Annotated in this window: 19 protein-coding genes; 8 read left to right on the top strand and 11 right to left on the bottom strand. The window is 52.3% G+C overall.

What is annotated here, in order from left to right:
* Positions 1 to 6 precede the first annotated feature (6 nt).
* The 5 genes from fabY to typA all read right to left on the bottom strand — a co-directional run bounded on the left by fabY (position 7) and on the right by typA (position 4837).
* Positions 7 to 948, bottom strand: a complete 942-nt coding sequence (gene fabY / locus HMPREF3178_RS00460; protein WP_004107372.1) for a fatty acid biosynthesis protein FabY — start codon at positions 946 to 948, stop codon at positions 7 to 9.
* Between the two features lie 44 nt (positions 949 to 992).
* Positions 993 to 1430: a D-aminoacyl-tRNA deacylase gene (dtd, locus tag HMPREF3178_RS00455; protein ID WP_004107369.1), complete on the bottom strand. Its 438-nt coding sequence runs from the start codon at positions 1428 to 1430 to the stop codon at positions 993 to 995.
* Positions 1427 to 2287, bottom strand: coding sequence for a virulence factor BrkB family protein (locus HMPREF3178_RS00450; protein WP_004107366.1), 861 nt, complete (start codon positions 2285 to 2287; stop codon positions 1427 to 1429). Before HMPREF3178_RS00450 ends, dtd begins: the two co-directional genes overlap by 4 nt.
* Positions 2281 to 2880: a glucose-1-phosphatase gene (yihX, locus tag HMPREF3178_RS00445; protein WP_004107358.1), complete on the bottom strand. Its 600-nt coding sequence runs from the start codon at positions 2878 to 2880 to the stop codon at positions 2281 to 2283. The genes HMPREF3178_RS00450 and yihX overlap by 7 nt, the downstream gene beginning before the upstream one ends.
* A 133-nt stretch (positions 2881 to 3013) precedes the next feature.
* Complete coding sequence (gene typA / locus HMPREF3178_RS00440; protein WP_004107356.1) at positions 3014 to 4837, bottom strand: ribosome-dependent GTPase TypA; 1824 nt, start codon at positions 4835 to 4837, stop codon at positions 3014 to 3016.
* 378 nt (positions 4838 to 5215) lie between these two features.
* Between typA and glnA the strand changes: the two genes are divergently transcribed.
* The 4 genes from glnA to HMPREF3178_RS30655 all read left to right on the top strand — a co-directional run bounded on the left by glnA (position 5216) and on the right by HMPREF3178_RS30655 (position 9502).
* Entirely contained in the window at positions 5216 to 6625 is a 1410-nt protein-coding gene (gene glnA, locus HMPREF3178_RS00435) for a glutamate--ammonia ligase (protein ID WP_004107355.1), read from the top strand.
* A 188-nt stretch (positions 6626 to 6813) separates the two neighbouring features.
* Positions 6814 to 7863 (top strand): nitrogen regulation protein NR(II), encoded by a 1050-nt coding sequence (gene glnL / locus HMPREF3178_RS00430; protein ID WP_004107353.1) that lies wholly within the window; start codon positions 6814 to 6816, stop codon positions 7861 to 7863.
* An 8-nt stretch (positions 7864 to 7871) separates the two neighbouring features.
* On the top strand, positions 7872 to 9281 hold the full coding sequence (gene glnG, locus HMPREF3178_RS00425; protein ID WP_004107350.1) for a nitrogen regulation protein NR(I): 1410 nt from the start codon (positions 7872 to 7874) through the stop codon (positions 9279 to 9281).
* A gap of 110 nt (positions 9282 to 9391) precedes the next feature.
* Positions 9392 to 9502, top strand: a complete 111-nt coding sequence (locus tag HMPREF3178_RS30655) for a YshB family small membrane protein (protein WP_016809591.1) — start codon at positions 9392 to 9394, stop codon at positions 9500 to 9502.
* Positions 9503 to 9538: 36 nt separating this feature from the next.
* Here HMPREF3178_RS30655 and hemN read toward each other — a convergent pair whose 3' ends face one another.
* Both hemN and yihI read right to left on the bottom strand, forming a co-directional pair.
* On the bottom strand, positions 9539 to 10912 hold the full coding sequence (gene hemN, locus HMPREF3178_RS00420; protein ID WP_004107348.1) for an oxygen-independent coproporphyrinogen III oxidase: 1374 nt from the start codon (positions 10910 to 10912) through the stop codon (positions 9539 to 9541).
* A gap of 188 nt (positions 10913 to 11100) precedes the next feature.
* Positions 11101 to 11607 (bottom strand): Der GTPase-activating protein YihI, encoded by a 507-nt coding sequence (yihI, locus tag HMPREF3178_RS00415; protein ID WP_004116778.1) that lies wholly within the window; start codon positions 11605 to 11607, stop codon positions 11101 to 11103.
* A gap of 584 nt (positions 11608 to 12191) precedes the next feature.
* On the opposite strand from yihI, the gene yihA reads away from it, so the two are divergent.
* Complete coding sequence (yihA, locus tag HMPREF3178_RS00410; protein WP_004107344.1) at positions 12192 to 12824, top strand: ribosome biogenesis GTP-binding protein YihA/YsxC; 633 nt, start codon at positions 12192 to 12194, stop codon at positions 12822 to 12824.
* 347 nt (positions 12825 to 13171) lie between these two features.
* Here the strand turns inward: yihA and polA are convergent, their stop codons facing one another.
* Positions 13172 to 15961, bottom strand: coding sequence for a DNA polymerase I (gene polA, locus HMPREF3178_RS00405; protein WP_017145171.1), 2790 nt, complete (start codon positions 15959 to 15961; stop codon positions 13172 to 13174).
* 396 nt (positions 15962 to 16357) lie between these two features.
* On the opposite strand from polA, the gene HMPREF3178_RS00400 reads away from it, so the two are divergent.
* Positions 16358 to 17257, top strand: coding sequence for an acyltransferase (locus tag HMPREF3178_RS00400; RefSeq protein WP_004116774.1), 900 nt, complete (start codon positions 16358 to 16360; stop codon positions 17255 to 17257).
* Between the two features lie 49 nt (positions 17258 to 17306).
* Here the strand turns inward: HMPREF3178_RS00400 and dsbA are convergent, their stop codons facing one another.
* The 3 genes from dsbA to HMPREF3178_RS00385 all read right to left on the bottom strand — a co-directional run bounded on the left by dsbA (position 17307) and on the right by HMPREF3178_RS00385 (position 19289).
* A complete protein-coding gene (dsbA, locus tag HMPREF3178_RS00395) occupies positions 17307 to 17930 on the bottom strand; it encodes a thiol:disulfide interchange protein DsbA (protein ID WP_017145172.1) in 624 nt (207 codons plus the stop codon).
* Positions 17931 to 17957: 27 nt separating this feature from the next.
* Positions 17958 to 18944: a serine/threonine protein kinase gene (locus HMPREF3178_RS00390; RefSeq protein WP_004116771.1), complete on the bottom strand. Its 987-nt coding sequence runs from the start codon at positions 18942 to 18944 to the stop codon at positions 17958 to 17960.
* 75 nt (positions 18945 to 19019) lie between these two features.
* Entirely contained in the window at positions 19020 to 19289 is a 270-nt protein-coding gene (locus HMPREF3178_RS00385) for a YihD family protein (RefSeq protein WP_004107333.1), read from the bottom strand.
* A 71-nt stretch (positions 19290 to 19360) separates the two neighbouring features.
* Between HMPREF3178_RS00385 and mobA the strand changes: the two genes are divergently transcribed.
* Positions 19361 to 19942 (top strand): molybdenum cofactor guanylyltransferase MobA, encoded by a 582-nt coding sequence (gene mobA / locus HMPREF3178_RS00380; protein WP_004107332.1) that lies wholly within the window; start codon positions 19361 to 19363, stop codon positions 19940 to 19942.
* Positions 19939 to 20445, top strand: a complete 507-nt coding sequence (mobB, locus tag HMPREF3178_RS00375; RefSeq protein ID WP_004107330.1) for a molybdopterin-guanine dinucleotide biosynthesis protein MobB — start codon at positions 19939 to 19941, stop codon at positions 20443 to 20445. Before mobA ends, mobB begins: the two co-directional genes overlap by 4 nt.
* Positions 20446 to 20561: the final 116 nt, after the last annotated feature.

Genomic DNA, 20561 nt, shown 5'->3' with positions numbered 1-20561 from the left:
GGGAGGCTACTCCTCTTCGTTGCCACCCTCTTCATAAGAGCCGAACGGCTTCGCAGGAAGCACGATATAGATACCCTCAAAAACCGCGCCGAGCCGATCGTCACCGAATAGCTCAACCTGCAGCTGAACGCGCGCTTTGCGCCCACGCGCCAGGCGATCGAGATCGCCGCTTAATGAGCCGAGATCGGCAACAGCGCTGGGGCGTCCGCTAATGGGCTGACTGTAACGAATATGAGCATCTGCGAGAATAATTGTGCCGCCAAGATGCCGCTCGCGCAGCATCAGCCAGATAAGCCCCCAGCCGGTTAACGTTGCCTGCGAAAACAGGCTGCCGGCAAACAGCGTATGGTGGGGATTCTGGTTACCGGCTTCCGGCATAGTGGTGATAAACTTTTGCCCGGTATACTGCTGAATGCGCACGCCCATTTTTTCACTAAGAGGGATGTGCTGATACCAGGCCTGCTGCAGCTGAGCGCACCAGTCGCCGCGATGTAAAATATCGTCCAGCGAGGCTATTGGCTTAATCATCAAAAAATGACGAATCGGCGTGGTGGTCGGCGTCGTGATTTCACCCTGGTTCACAAACCCGAGCTTGGCAAAGAATTCTACCGCGTCTTCACGGGCGCTACAGGTCACGCGCTTAACGCCTTCCTGACGGGCGACGGACTCCAGCGTCATCGCCATCAGGGTTCCCAGCCCCTTATCCTGTACTGACGGATGTACGGCCATAAAACGGATCGAGGCTTCGTTTTCCGCGTTCACATACAGTCGCCCAACGGCAACCAGATTACCCTCTTCATCGACCACCATTTGATGGTGCGCCATCGCATCCCATGCATCGCGCTCGGACCCTTTCGGCTGATGCAGCGGCTTACGCAGCATCTCCCAGCGGAACTGGTAGTAGCTCTCTAACTCTTCTTCTGTTTGCGGTACGCGAAGGTGATACATAGCTGTACTCTCTTTTGTTACCCGCAGCCTGCCCGGAAGCTGGCTCATACCTGCAACCAAAAGGTCACAGGACCATCATTCACCAGAGAAACCTGCATATCGGCAGCAAATCTCCCGGTCTGCGTATTCATTTTCTGCTGGCGGCAGCGCTCAACGAAATACTCGTACAGCGCTTCCGCTTTATCCGGTGCCGCGCCTTTAGAAAATCCAGGACGCATCCCGCGCTCGGTATCCGCTGCCAGCGTAAACTGTGAAACCACCAGCACGCTGCCGCCAGCCTGCTGCACATTAAGATTCATTTTGCCTTCAGCATCGCTAAAAATACGGTATCCCAGCACGCGTTCGCACAGGCGATTCGCCTTTTGCTCATCATCGTCTCTCTCGACGCCTAACAGCACCAGAAGCCCGGGACCGATTTCGCCCGTCACTTCATCCTCCACGGTAACGCTAGCTCGGGATACGCGTTGAATTAATGCAATCATGATTGTTCTGTTTCTTCTTTTTTCAGTTTGCGGTATTCACCGAGAGTGACAGTAATTTCAGCGCCAAGCAAGACGATACACCACGTCCAGTACACCCAGACGAACAAAATGGGTACCACGGCAAGCACGCCATAAATCAGCTGATAGGACGGAAACGCAGTGATATATAAAGCAAAAGCTTTCTTCCCCGCCTCAAAGAGCAGCGCCGCAACCAGGGAACCGATTATCGCATCGCGGTTACGGACCTCGGCCGTCGGCACAATGCTGTATAGCAGCCAGAATGCCACCCACGATAAAATGAGCGGAAAAATACGCAGCACATCGTCAATCACGCTATTCAGATCGCTGGCCCAGCGTAACGACAGGAGATAGGAGCTGATCGCAAGGCTGGCCCCCGCCAGCAGCGGCCCCAGCGTGAGGATCATCCAATAGACGGCAAAGGAGTAGGTTTTTGGCCGGGTTCGGGTGCTGCGCCAGATAGTATTCAATGCGCTATCAATGGAATACATCAGCAGCAGCGATGTCACAATCAGGCCGAAAGCGCCCACGGCGGTCATCCGACTGGAGTTGGCGACAAACTGCTCGATATAGCCCTGGATCACATCGCCGGTGGTCGGAATAAAATTGGCAAAAATAAAGTGTCGAATCTGGATACTCACATCAGAAAACATCGGAAAGGCCGCAAACAGCGCAAATATAACGGCGATAAGCGGCACCAGGGAGAGTAACGACACATAGGCCAGGTTTCCCGCCAGGGTCGTCATATGATCTTCATCAATACGCCGCCATAGCAGCTTCAGCCAGGCCACCAGCGGCCGCAGATGGCGCGCTGTTTTTTGATGAACGGTTTTTAGCATAGCTGCTTCGCAAAGTAGTTCGGTATCGTCTCCTTTCCGGTCACCAGAATTGACGTGATACCTAACTGATCAGCGCCGGCAATATTATCCGCGTTATCATCGAAGAAAACCGTATCCTCTGCGGAGAAACCTTCCGATTCGAGCACGCTCTGGTAGATCCGCGCTTCGGGTTTACGCATCCCCATCTCCTGGGAGAGATAGATATGGTCAGCCACAGCGCGTATTTCTGGATATTCATCCGGCCAGAAGGTGGTATGCAAACGGTTAGTATTGGACAGGACCACGACTCGATGCCCCTGCTCGCGTAATTTTTGCATAATTGCCGTCACCTCCGGTCGCAGGGCGACGAAAACCGCCTGCCAGCCGTGGGAGAACTGCTCGTAGCTAAGCGGCATGTTCATTTCGTGGCACATCGCCGCCGCAAAATCCTCATCGCTAATTTCGCCGCGCTCGTGCTGATGGAACGCTTCACCCATAGTGAAATGCTGCTTCAGCGTCGCAAGAGGGATCCGCGTTAAATCGCTCCACGTCCCGAGCACCCGGTTGAAGTCAATATCGACAATCACATTACCTAAATCAAAGATATAGAGCATGGCCCTCTCCTTTTGCACCGTGGAAAATTAACTGTAGCGGGAAAGGGGGAGTTTGACTATGGGTGGCAGGGCTTTGTACAAAAAAGAAACCCTGCCATTGAGGCAGGGTTCAGATAGCGAAAAGAAGCGTTAATTACTCTTCTTTCGCGCCGCGCATTGCGCGTTTACGGTCGTTCTCGGTCAGATGACGTTTACGGATACGAACGGAAGTAGGGGTAACTTCAACCAGTTCGTCGTCATCGATGAACTCCAGAGCCTGCTCCAGGGTCATCTTAACCGGCGGAACCAGAACCGTTGCTTCGTCAGTACCGGACGCACGCATGTTGGTCAGTTTCTTACCAGTCAGGCAGTTTACCGTCAGGTCGTTAGAACGGCTGTGAATACCGATGATCTGGCCTTCGTAAACTTCTGCGCCGTGGCCCAGGAACAGCTTACCGCGATCCTGCAGGCTGAACAGCGCAAACGCCACCGCTTTACCCTGACCGTTGGAGATCAGAACGCCGTTCTGACGCTGACCCACATCACCCGCACGAACGTCATCGTAGTGGCTGAAGGTGGAGTACAGCAGACCGGTACCGGAGGTCATGGTCATGAATTCTGAACGGAAGCCGATCAGACCACGGCTTGGGATCACGTAGTCGAGACGTACGCGGCCTTTGCCATCTGGATTCATGTTTTTCAGGTCGCCTTTACGCTCACCCAGCGCCTGCATAACAGACCCCTGGTGCTGCTCTTCGACGTCCAGCGTCACGTTCTCGAACGGCTCTTGCTTACGGCCGTCGATTTCGCGGAAGATAACTTTCGGACGGGAAACCGCCATTTCGAAACCTTCACGACGCATGTTTTCGATAAGAACGGACAGGTGCAGTTCACCACGGCCAGAAACGCGGAATGCGTCTGCATCCGGAGTTTCTTCAACGCGCAGCGCCACGTTGTGCACCAGCTCTTTGTTCAGGCGGTCAAGGATCTGACGAGAGGTAACGTACTTACCTTCTTTACCGCAGAACGGAGAGGTGTTAACGCAGAAGAACATGGAAACGGTCGGCTCATCGACGGACAGCGCCGGCAGCGCTTCAACATTCTGCGTATCGCAGATGGTGTCAGAGATGTTCAGCTCGCCCAGACCGGTGATCGCGATGATATCGCCCGCTTCAGCGATGTCGCTCTCGATACGCTCCAGACCCAGATGGGTCAGAACTTTACCGACTTTACCATTACGGGTTTTGCCTTCGCTATCAACGATAGTGACCTGCTGGTTCGGCTTCACTTTACCGCGCTTGATGCGGCCGATACCGATGACGCCAACGTAGTTGTTGTAGTCCAGCTGGGAGATTTGCATCTGCAGCGGGCCATCAAGGTCAACGTTCGGTGCCGGTACGCGATCGACGATAGTCTGATACAGCGGAGTCATATCCTCAGCCATATCTTCGTGATCCAGACCCGCGATACCGTTCAGCGCGGAAGCGTAAACGATAGGGAAGTCCAGCTGTTCGTCGGTAGCATCAAGGTTAACGAACAGGTCGAATACCTGATCGACAACCCAGTCAGGGCGCGCGCCAGGACGGTCAACTTTGTTGATAACAACAATCGGCTTCAGACCGTGGGCAAAAGCTTTCTTGGTGACGAAGCGCGTCTGCGGCATCGGACCATCAAAGGCATCAACCACCAGCAGCACAGAATCTACCATGGACATGACACGTTCAACTTCACCACCGAAGTCGGCGTGCCCAGGGGTATCAACGATGTTGATACGGTAATCATTCCATTTGATAGCAGTGTTTTTAGCGAGGATGGTAATCCCACGCTCTTTCTCCAAATCGTTGGAGTCCATCACTCGTTCTTGTGCTTCAGTACGCGCGTCGAACGTACCAGATTGCTGTAGCAGCTTATCAACCAGGGTAGTTTTACCATGGTCAACGTGCGCGATGATGGCGATATTACGCAGATTTTCGATCACAACTTTGCCTCAGGCATTAGAAATAGCGCGTTATTGTACACGGATTAATCGCAGTACAAAACAGGATCACAAACATCCTCCGCAAACAAGTATTGCAGAGATTCTTTGTGATCGCTTTCACGGAGCATTAAAAGGGTTATTCGAGTCCAATTGCACCAAATAAGTGCCCAATGTTCACACAAATGCACTATATTGGTGCAATGCATTCATTTTGGTGCAGCCCTTTTGCACGATGACGTGCATGATAACGCCTTTTGGGGGCAATTTAAAAGTTGGCACAGATTTCGCTTTGTATTTTTTAAGGCAACAACGCCACTTTTAGTAGCAAAAAAGTTTTCGTTTCCACGACGACACAGACCAATCCGGGAGAGTTTAAGTATGTCCGCTGAACACGTTTTGACGATGCTGAACGAGCATGAAGTGAAGTTTGTCGATCTGCGCTTCACCGATACCAAAGGTAAAGAACAGCACGTAACTATTCCTTCTCATCAGGTAAATGCCGAATTCTTCGAAGAAGGCAAAATGTTTGATGGCTCCTCGATTGGCGGTTGGAAAGGTATTAACGAATCCGACATGGTTCTGATGCCGGATGCAACCACCGCGCTGATCGACCCGTTCTATGAAGAACCGACTCTGATCATCCGCTGCGACATCCTGGAACCCGGCACTCTGCAGGGCTATGACCGCGACCCGCGTTCCATTGCTAAGCGCGCTGAAGAGTATCTGCGCTCTACCGGCCTGGCTGACACCGTACTGTTCGGGCCAGAACCAGAATTCTTCCTGTTCGATGATATCCGTTTTGGTGCGTCCATTTCCGGTTCCCACGTCGCTATCGATGATATCGAAGGCGCATGGAACTCCTCCACCAAATACGAAGGCGGCAACAAAGGCCACCGTCCGGGCGTGAAAGGCGGTTACTTCCCGGTTCCGCCGGTAGACTCCTCTCAGGATATCCGCTCCACCATGTGTATGATCATGGAAGAGATGGGCCTGGTTGTTGAAGCTCACCACCACGAAGTGGCGACTGCCGGTCAGAACGAAATCGCCACCCGCTTTAACACCATGACCAAAAAAGCGGATGAAATTCAGATTTACAAATACGTTGTGCACAACGTCGCACACCGTTTCGGCAAAACCGCGACCTTCATGCCAAAACCGATGTTTGGCGATAACGGTTCCGGTATGCACTGCCACATGTCCCTGTCCAAGAACGGCGTAAACCTGTTCTCCGGCGACAAATACGCGGGCCTGTCTGAACAAGCGCTGTACTACATCGGCGGCGTAATTAAACACGCTAAAGCGATTAACGCCCTGGCTAACCCGACCACCAACTCCTACAAGCGTCTGGTCCCGGGCTACGAAGCGCCGGTAATGCTGGCTTACTCTGCCCGTAACCGTTCCGCGTCTATCCGTATTCCGGTTGTCACCTCTCCGAAAGCGCGCCGTATCGAAGTGCGCTTCCCGGACCCGGCGGCTAACCCGTACCTGTGCTTCGCCGCGCTGCTGATGGCTGGCCTTGACGGTATCAAGAACAAAATCCATCCGGGCGAAGCCATGGATAAAAACCTGTACGATCTGCCGCCGGAAGAAGCGAAAGAGATCCCACAGGTTGCAGGCTCTCTGGAAGAAGCACTGAACGCGCTGGACGCAGACCGTGAATTCCTGACCGCCGGCGGCGTATTCACCAACGACGCTATCGATGCTTACATCGCCCTGCGTATGGAAGAAAACGACCGCATCCGTATGACTCCGCACCCGGTTGAATTCGAGCTGTACTACAGCGTCTGATTTTGCTGTAAATCCATGGTGCTTCGTGTTGTGGCGCGGGGTACCAGGGATGTTTTGTTGCCGTGGAAACTTTCAGCCCATCTCAGGATGGGCTTTTTTCTCCACCAACACGCTGATCTCGTGAGCTTTTTATTCATAAAAAGCTATACTGCACTAAAATGGTGCACTCTTTTTCTGGAGACTGTCGAATGGCAACAGGCACACTGCCCGATGCTGGGCAGATCCTTAACTCTTTAATCAACAGTATCTTACTGGTCGATGATGACCTGGCGGTTCATTACGCGAACCCGGCGGCGCAGCAGCTGCTGGCGCAAAGTTCTCGTAAGCTATTCGGCACGCCGCTGCCGGAACTGTTGAGCTATTTCTCGCTGAATATCGGCCTCATGCAGGAGAGCCTCGCTGCGGGGCAGGGTTTTACCGATAATGAAGTGACGCTGGTCATTGATAGCCGCTCGCATATCCTTTCCCTGACGGCGCAGCGCCTGCCTGAAGGCTATATTCTGCTGGAAATGGCGCCGATGGATAATCAGCGTCGTCTGAGCCAGGAGCAGCTGCAGCACGCACAGCAGATTGCCGCACGCGACTTAGTGCGTGGTCTGGCCCATGAGATTAAAAACCCGCTGGGCGGTTTGCGCGGAGCGGCACAGCTGCTGAGCAAAGCGCTGCCCGATCCTGCGCTAATGGAATATACCAAAGTCATTATTGAACAGGCCGATCGGTTAAGAAATCTGGTCGACCGTCTGCTGGGGCCGCAGCATCCCGGGATGCACGTGACGGAAAGCATCCATAAGGTCGCTGAGCGGGTAGTGAAGCTGGTGTCGATGGAGCTGCCGGATAACGTCAAACTGGTTCGCGATTACGACCCCAGCCTGCCGGAACTCCCGCACGACCCTGACCAAATCGAGCAGGTGTTGCTGAATATCGTCCGTAATGCGCTGCAGGCGCTGGGACCCGAGGGCGGCGAGATCACTCTGCGCACCCGCACGGCCTTCCAGTTAACCTTACACGGCGTACGCTACCGCCTCGCTGCGCGCATTGACGTTGAAGATAACGGCCCGGGAATACCGTCTCATTTACAGGACACGCTGTTTTATCCGATGGTGAGCGGGCGCGAAGGCGGTACCGGACTCGGTCTGTCTATTGCACGCAGCCTTATCGATCAGCACTCCGGGAAAATTGAATTTACCAGTTGGCCAGGGCATACCGAATTTTCGGTGTACCTGCCTATTCGGAAGTAGAGGTGTTTATGCAACGAGGGATAGCATGGATCGTTGACGACGATAGCTCCATCCGTTGGGTGCTTGAACGCGCGCTCACCGGGGCAGGCTTGAGTTGTACAACGTTTGAGAGCGGTAACGAGGTGCTTGATGCCCTCACGACCAAAACCCCGGATGTGCTGCTGTCTGATATCCGCATGCCGGGAATGGATGGGCTGGCGCTGTTAAAGCAAATTAAACAGCGCCATCCAATGCTACCGGTCATCATAATGACAGCGCATTCGGATCTTGATGCGGCGGTAAGCGCCTATCAGCAAGGCGCCTTTGATTATCTGCCGAAACCGTTTGATATCGATGAAGCGGTAGCGCTGGTTGACCGGGCAATTAGCCATTACCAGGAGCAACAACAGCCGCGTAATGCGCCGATTAATAGCCCAACGGCCGATATCATCGGCGAAGCGCCGGCAATGCAGGACGTCTTTCGCATTATCGGCCGCCTGTCGCGCTCTTCTATCAGCGTGCTGATCAACGGCGAATCCGGTACCGGCAAAGAGTTGGTTGCCCATGCTCTGCATCGCCACAGCCCGCGCGCCAAGGCGCCATTTATTGCGCTGAATATGGCGGCAATCCCTAAAGACTTGATTGAGTCAGAGCTCTTTGGCCACGAGAAAGGCGCTTTTACCGGCGCCAATACCGTGCGTCAGGGACGTTTTGAGCAGGCAGACGGCGGTACGCTGTTCCTTGACGAGATTGGCGATATGCCGCTGGACGTCCAGACCCGTCTGCTGCGCGTCCTGGCCGATGGTCAGTTTTACCGCGTGGGCGGCTATGCGCCGGTGAAAGTGGATGTGCGTATTATTGCCGCCACCCACCAGAACCTTGAGCTGCGCGTCCAGGAGGGGAAATTCCGTGAGGATTTGTTCCATCGCCTGAACGTGATTCGCGTCCATCTGCCGCCGCTGCGCGAGCGTCGGGAAGATATTCCTCGCCTGGCGAGGCATTTCCTGCAAATTGCCGCTCGTGAACTGGGCGTGGAGGCCAAACAGCTGCATCCGGAGACGGAGATGGCGTTAACCCGGCTGGCGTGGCCGGGCAACGTTCGTCAGCTGGAAAACACTTGCCGCTGGCTGACGGTGATGGCCGCGGGTCAGGAAGTTCTGACGCAGGATCTCCCCAGTGAGCTGTTTGAAACCGCGATACCGGATAATCCGACGCAAATGCTGCCGGATAGCTGGGCGACGCTGCTGGGGCAATGGGCCGATCGCGCGCTGCGCTCCGGTCATCAAAACCTGCTCTCAGAAGCGCAGCCGGAGATGGAGCGTACGCTGCTGACCACCGCGTTACGCCATACTCAGGGGCATAAACAAGAGGCGGCGCGGCTGCTAGGGTGGGGCCGTAACACTCTGACGCGTAAGTTAAAAGAGTTGGGAATGGAGTAGCAGCGCAGCGGCGCGTAAAAAATAGTCATCCAGCGCAAACTGCTGCTATTTTGTACTTTACTGTTGCTATGCATTGAGTATGATCTTGCCCGGAAAGACGGGGGGTAATCATGCTTGAATCACTCATTAATATTATATCGAGCGGAGTTGCAGCAGGTCATACGCCGCAGACGGCGGTAGCTGCCGTCCTGTGCGCGGCGATGGTTGGGCTGTTTAACTGATAATATCCCCTCTCCGGTAAGGAGAGGGGATATAGCTTATATCACGCGAGAAAACTGCTGCATCCGCGCTTTCTGCCGCAGGTAAGCATCAAAGCACATACAGATATTGCGAATCAGCAGCCGGCCTTTCGGCGTAACCTGAATGCCCTTCTCATCCACATCCACCAGCCCGTCTTTAGCCAGCGGCGCCAACAATTTCATATCTTCGGCAAAGTAGTCATCGTAGATGAGCGCCCACTGTTTCTCTACCGCCGCAAAGTCGAGACGGAAGTTACAAATCAGCGCCTTAATGACATCACGACGAATGCAGTCATCGCGCGTCAACGCAATACCGCGCCACAGCGCCGTCCCGGTTTCATCGACCTGTTGATAATACTGTTTCAACTCTTTCTGGTTCTGCGCATAGCAATCGCCAATCATACTGATCGCCGACACGCCCATCCCCAGCAGGTCGGTGTCTCCCTGGGTGGTATATCCCTGGAAGTTGCGATGCAGAATACCTTCCCGTTGGGCTATCGCCAGCTCATCATCAGGGCGGGCAAAGTGGTCCATGCCGATAAACTGATATCCCGCAGAGGTTAACGAAGCAATCGTCTCCTGAAGAATATCCAGCTTTTGTTCAGCTGAGGGCAAATCGGCATCTTTGATTTTGCGCTGTGCAGCAAACAGCGTTGGCAGATGCGCATAGTTAAATACGCTCAGACGATCGGGATTAAGCTCCGCCACTTTCTGTAGCGTATAAGCGAAGCTCTGCGGCGTTTGCTTCGGCAGACCGTAAATCAGGTCGATATTGGTTGAGGTAAAGCCGATATCACGCGCGTGATTAAGGAGCGCGAAGATAAATGCTTCATCCTGCTCGCGGTTCACCAGACGCTGCACTTCTTTGTTGAAGTCCTGCACGCCCATGCTCAGGCGGTTAAAGCCTTCGGCGCGTAAATGATCCAGGACATCAAGCTCAATTTCACGCGGATCGACTTCAATGGAAATCTCTGCATCCGCGTTAAAATCGAAATGCGTACGCAGCAACCCCATCAGGCGGCTAATTTGCGCTTTGTTCAGATACGTCGGCGTACCGCCGCCCCAGTGCAGCTGATTAACCTTGCGGCCAGCAAAAAGCGGAGCGCGATGAATAATCTCCTGCTCAAGCACATCCAGATACTGGTCAGCCTTATGCTGCTGGCGGGTGACGATTTTGTTGCAGCCGCAGAAATAGCAGAGTTTATGGCAAAACGGGATATGCACGTATAGCGATAGAGGACGCTGCGGATAGCGGGCAACCGCCGCATCAAATTCAGCAGCGCCAAATTCTGGAGAAAACTCCAGCGCGGTGGGATACGAAGTATAACGCGGCCCGGAATAATTATATTTCTGGATCAGGGCCAGATCCCAGTCGATTAACTGCACAGACATGCTCACTCCTTCCGATGGTGCCGTCGGCGGGTACGCCGCCCCGGCCCAACCGCACCTCGGGTAATGAGCCGGTTGCGCAGCCATTTCTGACGCCGCGACAACCGTCGTAGTTTAACGAATAACCACAGCAGATAACATATAACCAGAAGGGTTATAAGCAGGACCGGGAATCCGATGGGATGCAAACGTTAGTTTCCACCCTTCAGCAGGCGCATCATATCTTCTTTGCGCTCTTCCTCTTCTTCATCTTCGTCATCATCATAGGAGAGGCCCAGTTGCTGCATCAGCTCATCAATGCGATCCAGTTTGGCATCAACCCAGGTTTGCTCTTCAGCATTCAGGGTGCCGCCCTCTTCAAGGCGTTCCAGCAGCGCATCCAGGCGCTCATCGTTCTCCAGCAAATCCAGCTCAGCCTGCGGTGAAAGCATAGGTTTCTCGCTCTTTGGTTTATGCTGCTTAATCGCCGGAGCGCTTTCAGTTACGCCCAGCGGGATGGGTTTTTTACTGCCAATTCGGGGATCTTGCTGCTGACCTTGTTTTTTGGCTGCTGAAGCGGTGTCGCCACCGGTCGCACGACTGCCTGCCGCATGGCCGCGATGCTTCTTCTGATGCTTACGCTCGCGAGCTTCCTGGTTCAATTCTTCACGCGTTTTGCGATTTTTTTTGCCACGAGGTACGGATGTCGGTTTTTTCATGTTGGGTAATCTTCAGGCCATTTTCTTCAGTATAGAATTGAGGCGGAATCTAGCAGAAAGCAAGCAAAGAAAAAAGGCGACAGATTACTCTGTCGCCTTTTTCCGTACTGACAACCCTTAAAGGGCTTCTACTTTCCCTGTTAGCTAACGACACACCCTGTCTTTCCTTCAGCTACCAACGGTCCCTGTTACTTCCATTTCCCTTTAAAACGTCTTCCAGACGTTTGTCATCCTGACAATCCGTAGTCCTCGCCTCCTGGCGCTTCCTGACCCCTCATCCTGAGTCATCATCCTGTTAGCATCCTCGCCCTTGGTCACTACTTTACTGGTTTGAGGAAAACCTACAACTGACTGTACAGAAAAAAATCTAATTTCAGAATTTTCTTTCAGCTTAATATCATGATTTATAAGCTTTTGTGTTATTTATGCTCGGATTTTTCTCACTCATATCTCATATAACCAATAGCCAATGTCTCACAAAGAGTATGGTTTTAACTTACATCAATGAGATGCGGTAAAAACAGTCTTTTTCTGTTGTTCAGGTATAATCCCCGCCATAGCCTGATTTAACGGAGACGACCGTCTTGACCAACTGGAATTATCAACTGACGCATTTTGTCACTAGCGCGCCAGATATCCGCCATCTTCCTGCCGATACCGGTATTGAAGTGGCATTTGCTGGCCGCTCTAACGCCGGGAAATCCAGCGCTCTGAATACGCTGACTAACCAAAAAAGCCTGGCGCGCACGTCGAAGACGCCCGGACGTACGCAGCTGATTAACCTGTTTGAAGTCGCTGAGGGCAAACGCCTTGTCGACCTGCCGGGCTATGGTTACGCCCAGGTTCCGGAAGAGATGAAGATCAAGTGGCAGCGCGCGCTGGGTGAATATCTTGAGAAACGCCTCTGTCTGAAAGGGCTGGTGGTGCTGATGGATATTCGTCATCCGCTTAAAGATCTCGATCAGCAGATGATCCAGTGGGCCGTCGAAAGCGATATCCCGGTGCTGGTACTGCTGACTAAAGCCGATAAGCTCGCCAGCGGTGCGCGGAAAGCGCAGATCAATATGGTTCGCGAAGCGGTCATTGCCTTTAACGGAGATGTGCAGGTAGAAGCGTTTTCTTCCCTGAAGAAGCAAGGTGTGGATAAACTGCGTCAGAAGCTGGATAGCTGGTATAACGATATCCCACCGCAGGAAGAACCCGAAGACGGCGAATAAGTTCGCAAAAAACCCGGATAGCGGCGCGTGAAGCCTTATCCGGGCTCCCCGCCTTTGCATGCATCGATGCGTAAAATTTTCTTTCGCGCAATAAAAAACGCCCCGGTCATAAATGACCGGGGCGGCTAAAATATTCAGCCAAATCCGATTACGTGAAGTAAAAGGTCTGAAAGATAGAACATCTTACCTCTGTACCCTACGTCTTTAACTCTACTCTTCTTTCGGTTACGGATAAAGCATTTTTTGTAGTTTTTTTTCACTCTTTACATAGCAAATTCAAATGATCATCACAAAACACGATAAGTTATGTTACTCACTTACAAAAAATGACCTTACCCGACGAATACTTAGTGCGCTTGATCCCAGTTTTCTCCACTACCGACTTCTACCAGCAGCGGAACCGCCAGCGTCGTACTGCTCTCCATCAGTTCGTGGATCTTTTTCGCGACCGCTTCAAGATCGTCCTTATGCACTTCAAAGACCAGTTCATCGTGCACCTGCATGATCATCCGCACGCGAGGTTTTTCGCTTAGCAGCCAGCCGTCTACCGCGATCATTGCACGTTTAATGATATCGGCCGCGGTACCCTGCATTGGCGCATTGATCGCCGCACGTTCGGCGCCAGCGCGGCGCGCGCCATTGCTGGATTTGATGTCCGGCAGATAGAGACGACGACCGTCCAGCGTTTCAACATACCCCTGCTCTTTGGCCTGGGTGCGAGTACGCTCCATATACTCCAGAACGCCCGGATAGCGCTCAAAGTAGAGATCCATATACTTTTGCGCTTCTTTGCGTGGGATATTGAGCTGTCGCGCAAGACCGAATGCGCTCATGCCGTAAATCAGACCAAAGTTGATCGCCTTCGCGCTACGGCGCTGCTCGCTGCTAACGCTCTCCAGCGGCAAACCAAAGACCTCAGCCGCCGTCGCGCGGTGGATATCTTTGCCTTCCGCAAATGCGGTCAGCAGGCCCTTATCGCGGGAGAGATGCGCCATGATGCGCAGTTCAATTTGCGAGTAGTCGGCCGAGACAATGAGATAATCTTCCGGTGCAATAAACGCCTGGCGGATACGTCGCCCTTCTTCGTTGCGTACCGGAATATTCTGCAGGTTCGGGTCGGTAGACGACAAACGCCCCGTAGCGGTCACCGCCTGGTGATAGGAAGTATGAACCCGCCCCGTTTTCGGGCTGATCATCAGCGGCAGCTTATCGGTATAGGTGGATTTAAGTTTTGCCAGTCCACGATATTCGAGGATAACTTTCGGCAGCGGATAGTCCAGCGCCAGCTCTTCCAGCACCTCTTCCGAGGTAGAAGGCGCACCGCCAGGGGTTTTCTTCAGCGGCTTAATGCCTTGTTTTTCAAACAAGATCGTTTGCAGCTGCTTCGGCGACGAGAGGTTAAACTCTTCACCCGCAATATCGTACGCCTTCTTCTCCAGTTCAATCAGGCGCTTGGCTATCTCCTGAGAATGCGCATGCAGCACGGCCGGATCAATCTTCACGCCGTTACGCTCCACGCGGGATAGCACCGGCACCAGCGGCATTTCAATATTTTTAAAGACGTTCAGCGGACCTTCATTTTGCTGAAGTTCAGGCCACATTTTGAGGTGCAGCTGCAGGGTGACATCCGCATCTTCCGCCGCGTAGCGGCCTGCTTCTTCCAGCGCAATTTGGTTAAATGTGAGCTGGTTTTTACCTTTCCCCGCGATTTCTTCGAAGGTAATGGTTTTGTGCTTCAGCCAGCGATCGGAGAGACTATCCATATCATGACGGCCCGCCACGCTGTCGAGAATGTAGGACTCCAGCATGGTATCGAAGGCAATACCGCGCAGTTCAATGCCGTAGTTAGCCAGGACCCCGCGGTCATATTTGAGGTTTTGCCCAACCTTCAGAACCTTGTCATCTTCCAGTAACGGTTTCAGCAATTCCAGGACGCGGTCGCGAGGGATTTGATCCGGCGCGTCCAGATAATCATGGGCGACCGGCACATAGGCCGCCACGCCAGGTTCAATGGCGAAGGAGAGGCCCACCATATTGGCGGATACGTTATCCAGGCTGTCGGTTTCGGTATCAAAGGCAAAAAGCGGCGCTTTCTTCAGGTTTTCAATCCAGGTGAGCAATGTTTGTTCATCCAGAATGGTGACGTAGTTTTCAGCGGAGAGCACTGTCGCGGTTTCTTCTTCTGCCTCGGCCACGTCGGCAGCCGCTGCCAGCGGCCTGGCCGCAGACTTAGCGCCTTTTGCCTGCATCCACTTACCGGACTCTACATCAGTGATCCAGCGTTTAAATTCATACCTTTTAAACAGCGTCAGCAGTTCATCCGCAACAGGTTGTTCAACCAGCAGATCTTCACAGCCCAAATCCAGTTCAACGTCCGTTTTGATCGTCGCCAGCTGATAAGAGAGGTAAGCCACCTCTTTATTCTGTTCCAGCTTTGCCGCCATCGTTTTCGCGCCGCGGAAAGTCAATCCGGCGATTTTTTCAGGCTCAGCATATAACGTATCAAGACCACCCAGTCCCTGCAGAAGCGCCTGCGCGGTTTTCTCCCCCACCCCAGGCACGCCCGGAATGTTATCCGAGGAGTCACCCATCAGGGCCAGAAAATCGATGATCAGTTCCGGTGGAACGCCGTATTTTGTCACGACTTCGTCGGGGCCAAGGATGGTGTTAGTCATGGTATTAATGAGCGTAATACCCGGCGTAACCAGCTGAGCCATATCTTTATCACCGGTGCTGATCAGCACCGGACGCCCTACTTTTTCAGCTTCACGGGCCAGGGTACCGATGACATCGTCTGCTTCCACGCCAGGAACGGCCATTAGCGGAAGGCCCATCGCTTTCACCATGGCATGCAGCGGCTCGATCTGCGCACGGAGATCGTCCGGCATCGGTGGACGATGAGATTTATAGTGCTCAAACAGTTCATCCCGGAAAGTCTTTCCCTTGGCATCAAACACAACGACAGCATGGGTCGGTTGATACTGCAGGATCAGGCTTCGCAGCATATTCAGCACGCCATACATGGCGCCTGTCGGTTCGCCTGCGCTATTCGTCAGCGGGGGGAACGCGTGGTATGCCCGATAAAGGTAAGAAGAGCCGTCAACGAGGATGAGAGGGTTTTCTGGGATCTGAACCATATTTTCCGTGCCTGTTTATCAGATTATCGGTAAAGGATGCCACAGACGGACATTAAATCCTGAATTTTTCCCACATTTCGTCGAAAAGATTCAGCGATCCCCAGGATCGCGTTGCGGCCTAACCTGTGGATAACTTTGTGAATAGTTTTATAACGTTGATCGACCAATGATTAATAAAATAATATAACGGAAAAATATTCCATATTTATCATTCAATTATAGGTTCACAACCTGCTTTATTATCATCATGGCGACTCGATGTTCCATGTGGATATAAGATCCAGAAATTTTTCTGTTCTGGTAAGACCCGTTATTTACTCTATTTTCTGATAAAATCAGCCCCTTGCGCTGTTTATAGGCGTTCTTTATCAGCCTAACTTTCTGAATAATTTAACTATGCCGAGATTACTCGCCGCGATAACGCTCCCGCTGAGTATCGCCCTGACTATCATAGTCACCGTCATCTGCTCCGTGCCAATCATCATCGCCGGGCTGATTAAACTTCTTGTGCCCGTTCCTGCGGTCTGGCGCTCGATATCCGTTTTTTGCAATTTCATGATGTACTGCTGGTGTGAAGGACTGGCGTGGCTGCTGCGCCTTAATCCCTGGCTTAAATGGGATGTACAGGGCCTTGATGGTCTGAGTAAAAAGAACTGGTATCTGCTTATCAGCAACCATCACAGCTGGGCCGATATCGTGGTACTTTGCGTCCTGTTCCGCAAACATATTCCGATGAATAAATATTTCCTCAAGCAACAGCTCGCCTGGGTTCCGTTTATTGGGCTGGCCTGCTGGGCGCTGGATATGCCTTTTATGCGCCGTTATTCCCGAGGCTATTTACTCCGCCATCCCGAGCGCCGTGGCAGAGATGTTGAAACTACTCGCCGCTCCTGCGAGAAATTCCGCGCGCATCCCACCACTATCGTCAACTTTGTTGAAGGTTCACGTTTTACTGAAGAAAAGCGACAGCTAACCCGTTCGCCATACCACAATCTGTTAGCGCCAAAAGCGGCGGGTATCGCAATGGCATTAAGCGTGCTGGGCTCGCAGTTTGATAAGCTGTTGAACGTCACGGTGTGTTACCCGGAAAATAACCAAAGACCGTTTTACGATATGCTGAGCGGTCGATTAACGCACATTGTGGTGCGAATCCATCTTGAGCCCGTAGCTGAAGAGCTGCATGGCGACTATGTAAATGATAAAAACTTTAAGCGACGCTTTCAGCGTTGGCTAAATACGCTCTGGGAAGAGAAAGATCGGCAGCTAACGGAAATCATGCAGCAGGCAAAGAAGTGAATTGGGACGCAGAAAAGAAAAACGCCGGTCAGTGACCGGCGTTTATTTTTTATTTCTTATCAACCAGCTGCTTAACGGTATCAGCATACAGGGCAACAAATGCGTCCATGTTGCTGGTATCCATACCCTGCGGATTAAGCTGGTATTTACCATTAACGTACATAGCAGGCACGCCCTGCAGCTGGAAATCAGCAGCGGCTTTCTCTTGCTGAGCCACCAGAGATTTCACCACAAAGCTGTTCCAGGCCGCATCATAATCTTCACCTTTGACGCCGGCATCAACGAAGACCTTACGAATATCGGCCACGGTCTGGACGGTCTGGTTTTTCTGTACCGCTTCAAACATTGGGACGGTGATCTTATCTTCCACGCCCAGCGCCATCGCCACAGCCCATGCCTGAGTCAGATCCTTGCCTAGCGGGCCCAGGAACTCAACGTGGTATTTTGTCATTTTGACGCCTTCCGGCAGCTTTTTCTTCACGTTATCTGATACGTGAAGGACTTCTTCAAACTGATAGCAATGCGGGCAATAGAACGAGAAAAACTCGAGCACCTGAGGCTCACCGGCAACGGGTTTATCGAGGGTAATATACTGCTTACCGTCGGTGATCTGGGCAGCGGATGCACTAAAAGCCAGAATCATACCAGCCAGCGCCAGCCAAATTTTTTTCATGATTAACTCTCTCCTGGATATATCACATTAATACATTGGCGTTAACTGAAGAGGCGGTTCTTGCAGAACCTTTACCTGCTCAAGAAAAGTTGTTGTCTGCCCGCGCCAGTAATCTTCCCCGGTCAACCATGGGAAATTTTTAGGGAAAGCGGGATCTTCCCAGCGCCTTAACAACCACGCCAGATAATAAACTAACCGCATTGCACGTAAAGGCTCGATGAGAGCAATCTCATCCGTATTGAAAGGGCTAAACTCTTCATACGCTTCAATAATCATCTCAAGCTGCATACGCTGCTCGGGTTTATCACCGTTCAACAGCATCCACAGATCCTGGATAGCAGGGCCGTTACGTGAATCATCTAAATCAACAAACAGGGGGCCATCGCGCCAGAGGATGTTTCCCGCATGGCAATCACCGTGTAACCGTAAAATATTGGCGCGTCCGTGCCATTGCGCCATTACCGCGTCAATGAGTTTATCGGTAGCACTGAGAAAGGCATCTTTCAGGCCAGCAGGAATCAGCGGGGAGAGCTCAAAGACCTGTCGGGGCTCCAGAAGATACTCATTGGTGCCTATCTCCGGACGAGCGACAAAGCGCTGTTTGCGTCCCGTTTGATGCATACGGCCAAGATAACGCCCAACCCACTCCATCTGATCGAGATTATCCGCCTCAAACTGACGTCCACCCAGGCTGGGGAAAACGGCGAAAAAGAATCCCTGATGTTGGTGAAGCGTGCTCTCGTTAAACGACAAAGGCGCCGCAACGGGCACGTCGTCCTCAACGAGCTGAAGCGAAAAGTGGTGTTCTTCGAGGATTTGTTCGGCAGACCAGCGCTCAGGACGATAGAACTTCACCACATAGCGGCGACGATCTTCGTCCTGAAACTGGTAAACTCGGTTCTCATAGCTATTAAGCGGAGTAAGACCGGAATCTACCCGCATACCCAGATCAAATAAACCATCAATGATGGTATCCGGGTGAAGCGTCTGAAAAGTGAAAGCCTTATCGTGCATCCTGACATCCGATAATCGTACGAATGATACAGGATATCATCTCATTGCCGATTCCGCGGCAGCGCTTACAACCTTTTACTCTTTAATCACGCCGCGGGCGCGTAGCAAGGCGGTTTTAAAATCTTCTTCATAATCTTTCTGGATACCCGGAATAACGGCCTCTTTTGCCGAGTCGCGCATTTTCAAATGGTAGATCAGAATATCGTCGGAAAGATCGCTCAATTCGCCAGCATAACCCGCTTCTTTCGCTAGTTTTTGCAAGAATTGCATCAAATTCAGTTCAGGTTCTTTCTGCCAGGCCGGCTGGAGGAGTTCAATCACTTCATTCAGGCGTTTACATTTCATAGCAATGCTCCTTAATCTTGATAGGAGTACGTTAGCAGGGACAAACCCACAATGAAAGAGGCGATATTGATATGCAGGGTGAGGTAATAACCGGCGTCGTGCTGGCGGGGGGAAGAGGCACGCGCATGGGAGGAATAGATAAAGGATTACAGCTGCTGAATGGTAAGGCCCTGTGGCGTCATGTCGCCGATACGCTGCAGCCTCAGGTCGCCAGGCTGGTGATTAGCGCTAACCGCAATCTTGATTGCTGGCGAAGCAGCGGCTACCCGATTATTACCGACTCTCTGAACGACTTTCCCGGGCCGTTGGCCGGCATGCTTTCCGTAATGCATCAGGTCGAGGGCGAATGGTTTCTGTTTTGTCCGTGCGATACGCCATTTATCCCATCATTTCTGGCGACTCGCTTAGTGCAGCACAAAACATCAGCCCTGGCCGTTTGGGTACACGATGGTGAACGAGACCATCCGGCCATTGCTCTGGTAAATCGCAAGGTGATCGGCGAACTGGAAACGTATCTGGCCGCAGGAGAGCGGCGAGTAATGGTATTTCTGCACAAAATTGGCGGTCATAGCGTCGATTTTAGCGATGTAAAATCAGCATTTATAAACGTTAATACTCTCGACGATTTGCAACATATGCAGGTGCCATCATGATCCCACTTTTAGCCATCGCCGCCTGGAGCGGCACAGGTAAAACAACCTTATTGAAGGCTCTGATTCCGGCACTGCGCGCAGAAGGTTTACGGCCAGGGCTAATTAAACATACCCATCACGATATGGACGTGGATAAGCCGGGTAAAGACAGTTATGAACTGCGTAAAGCCGGAGCGGCTCAGACCATTGTCGCCAGTTCGCAGCGTTGGGCATTAATGACGGAAACGCCAGATAAGCCTTCACTGGATCTGGCATGGCTGGTCAGCCGAATGGATGCCTCAACGTTGGATTTAGTCCTGGTTGAGGGTTTTAAACATGAACCCGTGCCCAAAATCCTGCTTTATCGGCACAACAGCGGGCATAGTACAGAAGAATTAGTGTTTGACGATAATGTGATTGCTATCGCCAGCGATAGGCCGGTCGAGACGTCGCTTCCACTGTTAGATTTAAACGATGTTCCGCAGATAGCCGCTTTTATTATGCAGTGGTTAAAAGGGGTTTAGCCAGGAGCAGGTAAATTTTCAGGTACATAGCCATGATCTATCGGCCTGAAGGTTTCTGTTGGTATTTTCAGACGACAAAAACGCAAAAAGCCCAGTCTTTCGACTGAGCTTTCTGT

The organism is Klebsiella sp. HMSC09D12 (assembly GCF_001808475.1).
Lineage (GTDB): Bacteria > Pseudomonadota > Gammaproteobacteria > Enterobacterales > Enterobacteriaceae > Klebsiella > Klebsiella oxytoca.
This window is presented reverse-complemented; position numbering and strand designations above follow the sequence as displayed.

Bases quoted from the DNA above. Each gene is read 5' to 3' on its own strand.
- fabY (WP_004107372.1), bottom strand. From the start codon at position 948: ATGTATCACCTTCGCGTACCGCAAACAGAAGAAGAGTTAGAGAGCTAC.
- dtd (WP_004107369.1), bottom strand. From the start codon at position 1,430: ATGATTGCATTAATTCAACGCGTATCCCGAGCTAGCGTTACCGTGGAG.
- HMPREF3178_RS00450 (WP_004107366.1), bottom strand. From the start codon at position 2,287: ATGCTAAAAACCGTTCATCAAAAAACAGCGCGCCATCTGCGGCCGCTG.
- yihX (WP_004107358.1), bottom strand. From the start codon at position 2,880: ATGCTCTATATCTTTGATTTAGGTAATGTGATTGTCGATATTGACTTC.
- glnA (WP_004107355.1), top strand. From the start codon at position 5,216: ATGTCCGCTGAACACGTTTTGACGATGCTGAACGAGCATGAAGTGAAG.
- glnL (WP_004107353.1), top strand. From the start codon at position 6,814: ATGGCAACAGGCACACTGCCCGATGCTGGGCAGATCCTTAACTCTTTA.
- glnG (WP_004107350.1), top strand. From the start codon at position 7,872: ATGCAACGAGGGATAGCATGGATCGTTGACGACGATAGCTCCATCCGT.
- HMPREF3178_RS30655 (WP_016809591.1), top strand. From the start codon at position 9,392: ATGCTTGAATCACTCATTAATATTATATCGAGCGGAGTTGCAGCAGGT.
- hemN (WP_004107348.1), bottom strand. From the start codon at position 10,912: ATGTCTGTGCAGTTAATCGACTGGGATCTGGCCCTGATCCAGAAATAT.
- yihI (WP_004116778.1), bottom strand. From the start codon at position 11,607: ATGAAAAAACCGACATCCGTACCTCGTGGCAAAAAAAATCGCAAAACG.
- polA (WP_017145171.1), bottom strand. From the start codon at position 15,961: ATGGTTCAGATCCCAGAAAACCCTCTCATCCTCGTTGACGGCTCTTCT.
- HMPREF3178_RS00400 (WP_004116774.1), top strand. From the start codon at position 16,358: ATGCCGAGATTACTCGCCGCGATAACGCTCCCGCTGAGTATCGCCCTG.
- dsbA (WP_017145172.1), bottom strand. From the start codon at position 17,930: ATGAAAAAAATTTGGCTGGCGCTGGCTGGTATGATTCTGGCTTTTAGT.
- HMPREF3178_RS00390 (WP_004116771.1), bottom strand. From the start codon at position 18,944: ATGCACGATAAGGCTTTCACTTTTCAGACGCTTCACCCGGATACCATC.
- HMPREF3178_RS00385 (WP_004107333.1), bottom strand. From the start codon at position 19,289: ATGAAATGTAAACGCCTGAATGAAGTGATTGAACTCCTCCAGCCGGCC.
- mobA (WP_004107332.1), top strand. From the start codon at position 19,361: ATGCAGGGTGAGGTAATAACCGGCGTCGTGCTGGCGGGGGGAAGAGGC.
- mobB (WP_004107330.1), top strand. From the start codon at position 19,939: ATGATCCCACTTTTAGCCATCGCCGCCTGGAGCGGCACAGGTAAAACA.